The sequence below is a fragment of the Hyalangium sp. genome (assembly GCF_045802625.1).
Lineage (GTDB): Bacteria > Myxococcota > Myxococcia > Myxococcales > Myxococcaceae > Hyalangium.
In genome coordinates this window covers 19,928-28,563 of the sequence record NZ_JBJMQP010000074.1, presented here as the reverse complement: position 1 = coordinate 28,563, position 8,636 = coordinate 19,928, and the positions used below count along the sequence as shown (strand labels likewise).

Genomic DNA, 8,636 nt, shown 5'->3' with positions numbered 1-8,636 from the left:
GCTGGACAGATCCGTCTGCTCCTGAAGGATGAGTTCGATGAGGTCGGCGATGTCTGGATCAAAGCGCTCCTCCAGGGGCTGGAAGGCCAGGCTGCGCTCGAGGAGGGTGCGCTCCACTTCTTCCAGGCGAAGCTCCGGGCGGAGGTGGACGAGGCAGCGGGCCTGCGCGCGGCGGGCTTCCGGGCTGTCGAAGTCCGCGACGGTGGGACGGGAGAGCCACAGCACGCCACCACAGGGCAGGGGCTCGACGGATTGGGCAGGGAGTGTGAGCACGCGCTGCCGGCCCAGGGAGTCCACCAACTGCTTGCCGTAGACGTTGAGCCAGTAGGCCTCGTAGGCGCCCGGTGGGGCGCTGGGCTTGCTCTTGTGCGGGTCGCTTCCCAGCAACTCATCCGCGCGGCTGTGGGCGAAGCCATAGTCCACTGGGCCCAGGCGTTGGCACAGCGCACGCACCACGCGGACGACTTGCTGGCACCGCGCCTCCGCTGCCTCGTCCTGACGGAAGAAGCTCAGCGGAGAGGAAGTGAAGCGCAGGTAGAGGCCAGGGCCATTTCCGCCGAAGGACAGATGCCAGAGCACCTCAGGCTTCGTGTTGCGTTCCAGCAGCAACCACGAATAGTCCTGGGACGTATTCCGGGCGAGCTCCTCGTGGGCACGCCGCCGCGTGTAGCGGTACCGGCGCTTGCCCGCAACCTGCTCTGGCATGAGGAGCCCGGCTTCGTGCTCGATGACTTCCAGAACCGCCTCCAAGCCCGTGTCGCTTGAGGCTACCGGGTTGGCCGCGAAGTAGAGGGCCACCCAGAGCTCATCGGAGCGGTTCCACTCCTCGTAGCCCTTCATTCGAAGTGCACCTCTACATGGTGTTGGTCGCAGACCTCCTGAATGACCATCTTCCATTTACCCACGCCCGTCGTGTCATAGACCAAGTGGACCTTCGAGACTTGAATGGTTCGGTTGTAAAGCGGATGCCCGAGCCGTCGCACCTCCAGTTGACCTCCATACTGGCTCTTCGCTTGTTCAGCGTCGGCTTCGACCTGACGCCGTACATCCCTATCGCTCTTGTTCGCGAAGTTGCGCTTCTTGACGCTCATGGAGTCCACACGGGGCGTGCCTTCCTCCAGCGTCGCCTCGTCCACGACGAGGTAGTCCGGGTAAAGCACCCCCGCCACTCCCGCCTTCTTCGTGCCCACGTGTCGAGCAATGAGCGGCTGCCGCGAGTCCTTCAACAACCTGCGTGAACCCACCTCCTGCTCCAGTTCGTTCACCAGCACTCCGCCCACCTGGGTCTCGAAAGCAATAGAGGCCTGGAAGTGCTCGCGAAGCTCCTGGTAGGCCTCCCAGCGCAAGGGGGGCTTCGCGGTGACAGCGCCCTTGCCGCCAGCTCCCTGGGCACGCACCTGCCGGAAGCGCCGCTGGCGGTAGCCTTCGAATTCTCTCCACAGCGCACTGTCCTCGGCCACCTCCGCAGGTCGAGCCTTGGCAGCGAGCCTCCCACTGCGCAATTCCTCCAGGGAGAAGGCCTCGCGCGTCCCTCGGGACTCCGCCTCCCATTCCAGCAACCGCGTCTCCAGGGCGCTGGCTTCCTCAGCCCCCAGCTCACGGCTCAGCCCCAGCGTCTCCGCGGAGAGCAGCGCCCCGGCGCCATCGCCCGCGACCCCCGCCTCCGTCGCCGCGATGTGCGCGTCCGCGCCGAGGGCTCGGCCTTCCGCCGCCGCGGCTCGAGCCTCGGCTGTCTCGGCTTGGGACTCGGCTGCCGCCGGACTTCGGCCCAGCGCCACTCCCGCCACCAGCATCCCGGCGCGTGCCGTCTCCGCTCTGAGCCGGTAGCCCTTCTTCACTTGCTCCCAGCGAGCGTCGTACCCCTCCTTGTACACCTCCAGCAGCCGCTGCTGGCCCGGCCCTTCTCCGGGCATGAGGGAGCGCACCGGGTTCCAGTTGAATTCACAGCCCAGCTCTGGCGGCAGCAGCGCGCACTTTCGTCCGGCGTGCTCCTCCGCCATCACTCCGCCGGCTCCCCGGCATACCGACTCCAGGTGCAGCCACACTTCTGAGGCGGGGTACAGGCCTTCGCGTGCCTGGAGGTACACCTGCTCCCGGTGCGAGGCGTGGCCCATGAGGGCCAGCGCCCACGCTTCGCTGCGAACATGCCCCGGCGTGTCGCAGTAGGCGGAGTAACGCAGGGGCGCGTCGGCAGCGAGGACGGGGAGGGCGGACTGTGTCGTCCCGCACCCGACTGCCAGCGCCAATTCCAGCAGGGCCAGCCACAAGCGCAGGGCGGGCGGGGGCATGAGGGTGGAGTTCAACGAAGACAGCCGCCCACGCGGATGACATGGCCTCATACCAAGGCTCCTGTCACCCGCGGTCGGGCTCGAGTGCTTCGGGCGCCATGAGACTGGGGCACGCGCGATGGAGTGCCCCGCTCACCAGCGCCCCCCCGCCTCACGGCTGGCGGATCTGCGACGGCGGCTCTCCCTTGAGGACGCACAGGTGGGCCGTCTCATCGCAGGTGGTGGGGAAGGTCGGATCAATCGACAGGCCCGGCTGCGGCTTCTGGCAGACGGAGGGATCCGGCTCGGTCACCGTCGTCGTGGTGCCGTCCGGGTTGGTGACGGTGACCTTCTTCTCGCACTTGATGGCGGGGAACAGGCCCACCACGGTGTAGGTGGCGTTGCAGTCGTTCTCTGTATAGGTGAGGTCCGCGGCCCACTGGGTGCCAGGGATGGCGGCCGAGCCCTGCACTCGGATGTTGCTCCACTGGTAGCTCAGATCCTTCGTCGTCCCATCCGCTTGGACGATGCGCTGGCGGGCCGAGGACATGGTGGGCACCAGGCACAGCTCGTCCTCGCTGGGGTACTCGGTGGTGAAGTCCCCCGAGGCGGTGACGGAGTTGGCGGTGTCCTTGCCTTGGTTGGCCGCCAGCGACGCGGCCTTGAACTCCAGCGAGGGGGGAATGCCCGAGCCGGGCGTGCGGAAGATCTGCGCGCCGATGATCTCGGCGTGCTTCTGGGCGCAGGGGCCACTGCCGCTGACGAGGCTGTAGCGCACGGCGTGCTCGCCGCGGCCGACGGTGCACTGGGGCAACGGCTCGCTCGTGTTGCAGGCGCTCAGCACGGCGGCGCACCCGAGCGGGAGGATCCAGGTGAAGGCGGAAAGGGTCTTCATGGGGGAGGCTCCGCTTAGAACGAGAGGCGCGCGCCCAGCCGGATGCTGCGGGGCGACTGGTACGCGGTGGGCTTGCCGAAGTTGGGGTTGACGACGGCGAGGGTGGTGGAGTTGCGGACCGTCAGGTTCCCCAGGTCCGCCTTCGTGCCGTTGACGATCGCGTCCACCGTGTCCGCGGTGTAGCGCTGATCCACGGCGGTGTACTGCTGGAAGTTGAAGAGGTTGAACACGTCCACGCTCAGGCTGGCCGTCATGTTCCCGGACAGCCGGTAGTTGGCCGCCAGGCGCGTGTCGATGTTGTGCACGAAGGGCAGCCGGCCCCCGGCGCCGCGCGGGAGGATGAAGGTGAAGTCCGGGCCGTAGATGTAGTGCGTGCCCACGACGTTGATCGGCGCGCCCGAGGTGCCCCGGTAGGACATGCCCAGGTTGAGGCTGATCTTCCCGGTGAGGGGGAACTCCTTGGCGCCGTAGAGCTTCACCGCGTGGGTGTGATCCAGCAGCAGCAGGCCCGTGTGGTTCTCGGTGAGGGAGATGAGATCGAAGTCCGAGGTGACGTTGGGCGCCAGCTGCAGGTTCTCCGGGCGGAACAGGCCGGAGTAGTTACCCCACAGGCGGGACCAGGTGTAGCTGGCCTGCAAGAGCCACAGGTCCGCGAACGTCTTGTTGAGCGACAGCGTGAAGGCGTCGTAGTTGCGCACCGGCTTGGGGAACTGCGAGGCGATGCCGCGGCCCGGGTTGCCGATGAAGTAGTTGGTGGCCTCGTTGATGGACATGTCCTCGATGATGTCGTTCACGTTCCGGTGCGTGTAGGACAAGCCCAGGGTGGCGCGGGCGAAGAGCTCGTACTCGCCGCCCACCACCAGCTCATCCGAGGACTGAGGATGCAGATCCGGATCCACCGGGCTGTTGATGGCGAAGGTCTGGCTGTACTTGGGGCTCAGCAGGTTGGCGTTGCTGCTGGGGACGACGTTGCCCTCGTTGCGGCACTCCGAGTAGGGCGCCGCCTGGGTGAGCGGATCGCACCCGGGAGCGTCCCCCTGGGCGGCGCGCCGGCGCGTGGCCTGGATGCGGGTGATGTTGGAGAACTGCGAGTTCACCATGGCCAGCACCGCGTTCTGGTAGTAGCGCGCGAAGCTGGCGTAGAGCTTGGAGCGGCCCTGCTGGGTGAAGTCGTAGATCAGCCCCACGCGCGGGGAGAGCTGGTTGGGCAGGGTGAAGGCCAGATCGCCGCCCGTGCCGTAGATGCTCTGGGTGTCGTAGCGCAGGCCCGCGTTGAGCGTCACCTTGTCCATCACGTTCCAGGAGTCCTGGAGGAAGCCGCCGATGGCCAGCGCCCGGGTGGAGGGGTTGACCGAGGGCTGGATGACGACCTGATCCGGCCCGGTGAGGTAGCCGAAGGCGCGGAAGTCCGTGAAGGTGAGGCCGCTGGTGGCCTCGCGGTAGAAGACGCTGCCCGAGTAGCCGCGGATGTCCTGGTTCTTCATCAGCTCCGTGTCGAGGCCGGCCTTGATGACGTGGTGGCCCATGGCGCTGAGCAGCGCGGTGCCCACCACGTTGCCCTGGTAGCGCTCCACGGTGCGGTCCTGCAGGAAGCCGGGGCCGCCCAGGAAGTAGTCAAACGCGGGGCAGCGCACGGCGTTGAACGTCCCGGCGGGCTCGCACACGGACGGGTCCGGCAGCTGCTCGAACTCGTTGATGGAGTAGAAGTGCTGCCCGCTCGTGGACGAGGAGCGCAGCATCTCGAACTGGGGGATGCCGGCCAGGCCCGTGGTGTCGCCAATGCCGCTGCCATCCGAGGGCAGGGTGGCGTCGCGCTGGTGGTGCCAGCCCACGGTGGCGTCCAGCAGGAACTTCTTGTCCAGGAAGGAGGAGGCCAGCTTGAGGGAGATGTCGCGCGAGTCCGACTCCACGCGGTGCGCGAGCGCCGAGTAGGTGCCCGAGAGGTTGTCCGTCTCCAGGGCGTTGTCATCCACGCGGAAGGCGTACCGGCCATTGCCGCCGGAGGTGCTGGGCGAGCCATAGACGGACAGGGTGAGGGTGTGGTTCTCGGCGGCCTGCCAGGTGAGCTTGCCGATGTACTGCACGGAGCGCTGATCGGCGAAGTAGTCCGAGGTGGTGCCTTGGATCTGCTGGGTGCGCTTGAAGCCGTTGTCGTCCAGGACGACCGCGCCGTTGTCGTCCACCACGAAGGCGTTCAGGTTGCGCTCGAGCTGGCGGCGGGTGAAGGAGGGCGCCACGCCCACGTAGAACCAGAGCTTGTCCTTGAGCAGGGGGCCGCCCAGATCCGCGCCGAAGTCCCCCAGGTTCCACAGCTTCTGGGTGGTGGTGATGACGCTGCCCTGACGCAGCACCGTGTGGGGCGCGCCCTCGAAGCTGCCGGGGGTGAGGTTGCTGAAGAGCGTGCCGTGGAACTCGTTGGAGCCGGACTTGGTGACGGCCGTCACCACGCCGCCGGTGGAGCGGCCGAACTCGGGCATGAAGCCGCCGGTGATGACGTTCACCTCCTGGATGAACTCCACGGAGATGGGCGAGCCGAGCGTGCCGGTGGAGGGGTTGCCGGTGGACAGCCCATCCACCAGGAAGCCGTTCTCCGGCGAGGTGGTGCCGTTGATGGAGACGCCGTAGGCGTCCGAGTTGGCGCCGGGGGCCAGCTCCGCCAGGCTCTCGAAGGAGCGCGCCGCGCTGCCCTTGGAGCCGGGGCGCACCACCGCGATGTTGCGGATCACGTCCGTGTCCACGCTCACGCCCGTGCGCGAGGAGGCCACGTCGATGTTGGGCGGGGTGCCGGAGATCTCGATCGTCGACTGGAACTCCTCGGGCAGCAGCTGCGCGTTGAGGCGGATGGTGCGGTTGAGGCGCAGGGTGATCTCGGTGCGCGAGTAGGGCTTGAAGCCCTCCCTCTCGAAGCGCAGCGTGTACACGCCGGGGGGCAGCTGAGGAATCCGGTAGGTGCCCGAGGCGTCCGTGACGGCGACCTCCTCGCCCTGGAGGGCGGCGGAGGTGGCCGTGACGGTGACATCCGCCACGGGCTTGCTGTTGCTGGCATCCTGAATGGTGCCGGTGATGACGGAAGAGTTCTGCTGGGCCCGGGCGGAAGGTGCCCACAAGGCCGTGCACAGCGCGAGTACCGCCAGGACGGGTGCCTGACTTCTCTGAAGACGATTCACTGGGAATGCCCCCTCGGATGGGTGCCCCACCGCACGGTGCGGTGAGAACCGGGTTCCCAGCTATAACCCATTTTTTTGACTACTGGTGAACACTCTGAGTGAGATGACCTGGGAGGGCCACCTCGAAGAGAGGACCTGATGGGTCGGCCCGTGGGCTCGGCTTCACCTCACCGAGCCCACGGACTGGGGGCGCGGAGCCTACTTGGGCGGCTGCACGGCCAGGTACACCGTGCTCCAGAGCTGGGCGGCGTTGGACTCGTCCACGAAGCGGTTCTCGGCGACGGCCGCGTCCGCGAAGGAGTCGTATTCGGCCTTGCCGTTCTTGGCCTGCCAGCTCCACAGCTCACCGGAGCGCAGCGCCGAGGCCGCCTGGATGACCTTCCACAGCTCCGTCTGCGCGGCCTTGAGCTGGGCCTGGGTCTCGGGCTTCAGGTCCGTGCGCTGCAGCTGGCGCTCCAGGCCCGCGGCGAGCATGGCCTGCTGCCAGGACCAGATCACCGTGCCGTGGTAGTCGCCGCGGGTGAAGGTGCCGTGCAGCGAGGAGTCCGGAGCATCCAGGGCGGTGTTGGCCACCACCACGCCCACGTCGGTGCGCAGGCCCGCGGGGAAGGGGCGGAGGATGCGGCCGGCGGCCTCCTGGAGGAAGGCGTCCGTGGGGTGGGTGAAGAGGAAGGCGAAGCCATCATCCGTGTTCATCACCGGCACCGGGGTGCCATCCGCCTTGAGCGAGACGGCGCGGTAGGTGATGGGGCCGGTGATGGAGGCCACGGCCGGAGCGGGATCCAGCCCCACGCGGGTGGCGTAGGCGGCCACGCGCGCCTTGGCGGTGGCCTCGTCCACCTGGATCTCGAAGAAGGCGGGCGCCTTCGCCTCCCAGACCGCGGCCATGTCATTGAGGGTGGTGGCGCGGCTGGTGTCGGGGCCCAGCAGCCCGGCGGCGTAGAGGCTGGCGGCGCCCCTGAGCGCGGCGGGGACCAGCGAGACGTTCACGTCATACGGCAGCTTGCCGAAGCCCAGCCCCGAGCCCGAGTCACGCCAGTTGCCCACCTCCGGGTGGATGATGGAGACCAGGTTGGTGGCCACCGGGTTCTGGCTGAAGGGCGTGGCGCGCTGGACGATGAGCTCGAGGTTGCGCTTGATCGCGCTCTGGTAGCTCTCGCCGGAGGGCGTGGTGCGCTGGAGGAAGTCCTGCATGTGCTGCTGGCCGTTGGGCGTGGCGGCGTACGCGGCGAGCACGGCCGGGAAGATGAAGTCCGCGTCGATCATCTTGTAGTCCAGCCAGGGGGAGAACATGTCCGCGGGCGGAGCCGGCGCCTGCTCCTTGTTGTTCACCCGGACGACCCAGGCGTAGTCCCCGAGCGCCTCCTCGTGGGCCACCTGGCCGTTGGTGCCAATGCGATCGATCACCGCGCCCAGCCCCGCCTCCATGACCTGGGGCTGGAGCACGGGCATGAGCATGCGCAGCGAGAGCAGCGTGTCGCGGCCGAAGTACGTGAGGAAGCGCCACGAGCCCGCCATCAGCTTCTCCTTGTAGGCGAGGAAGGCCAGCGCGTTGAAGGCCGTGGGGTTGTTGGCGGCCTGGGCGGTGACCAGCTCGTCGGTGGGGAAGGGGGTCAGCTGCTCATAGTCGATGAGCGCGGTGGCCCTCAGGCGGATCTTCCCGCTGCTGCCCGCGTGGAAGACAATCTGGCTGCCTTCGACTCCGCCCTTGGTGCCGTCCAGGTACTCCAGCGTGAGCTGGATGTGGTGCTTGCCATCCAAGCAGTTCAGGGTGAGGCGGATGGACGAGGGGCCCTGGGTCACCTGGTAGTCGAACTCGGGGGGAATGGTGGCGCCGTAGAAGTAGTCCCGGACGTTGCGCACGTTGCCCAGCACGGCCTTCTTCACGCGCAGCAGCGAGGCGTCGCTCGACAGGGTGGAGGTGACGCCCCACATCCCGGTGGACTTCTGCACGGGGGCGAGCTTGTCCTCCATGAGGATCTCGGTCGGCTGGGCGGGCGGGTAGAACCAGACGCCAATGCCGGTGTTCTCCGAGGGGAACGCCCAGACCACGCGCGGGGCCAGCCCCGAGGTGGTGAGCGCGTGCGCCGCCACCCCATCCTGGCGGAAGAAGTAGTTGTGGACGTTCTGCTCGGTGAGCTCGAACTGCAGCACCTCTCCCGCCTGCTGCTCGGGCTTCGGGGTGTCGCTGGAACACGAGGTGCTCAGCAGAAAGCAGACACCTGCCAGCGTGCTCAGGACCGTCCTGAGAGCTTGTCTTCGCATGGGATTCGCTCCTTGGGGGGGAAACAAGGCGCGCATCTGGGC

General features: G+C 67.7%; 4 protein-coding genes and 1 pseudogene. All 5 read right to left on the bottom strand.

Translation table 11 applies throughout. The features are described from left to right. Positions 1 to 840, bottom strand: a pseudogene (locus ACJ8AT_RS14795) (hypothetical protein); the annotation flags it as partial. After that, a complete protein-coding gene (locus ACJ8AT_RS14790) occupies positions 837 to 2,288 on the bottom strand; it encodes a hypothetical protein (RefSeq protein WP_407738367.1) in 1,452 nt (483 codons plus the stop codon). The gene ACJ8AT_RS14790 and the pseudogene ACJ8AT_RS14795, both read right to left, overlap by 4 nt. A 151-nt stretch (positions 2,289 to 2,439) precedes the next feature. Continuing rightward, a complete protein-coding gene (locus ACJ8AT_RS14785; protein WP_407738366.1) occupies positions 2,440 to 3,162 on the bottom strand; it encodes a hypothetical protein in 723 nt (240 codons plus the stop codon). 14 nt (positions 3,163 to 3,176) lie between these two features. Beyond that, positions 3,177 to 6,269: a TonB-dependent receptor domain-containing protein gene (locus ACJ8AT_RS14780; RefSeq protein WP_407738365.1), complete on the bottom strand. Its 3,093-nt coding sequence runs from the start codon at positions 6,267 to 6,269 to the stop codon at positions 3,177 to 3,179. Between the two features lie 258 nt (positions 6,270 to 6,527). Beyond that, the gene (locus tag ACJ8AT_RS14775) at positions 6,528 to 8,594 is read right to left on the bottom strand and encodes a hypothetical protein (protein ID WP_407738364.1); all 2,067 of its coding nucleotides are present in this window, start codon (positions 8,592 to 8,594) and stop codon (positions 6,528 to 6,530) included. Between the last annotated feature and the right edge of the window lie 42 nt (positions 8,595 to 8,636).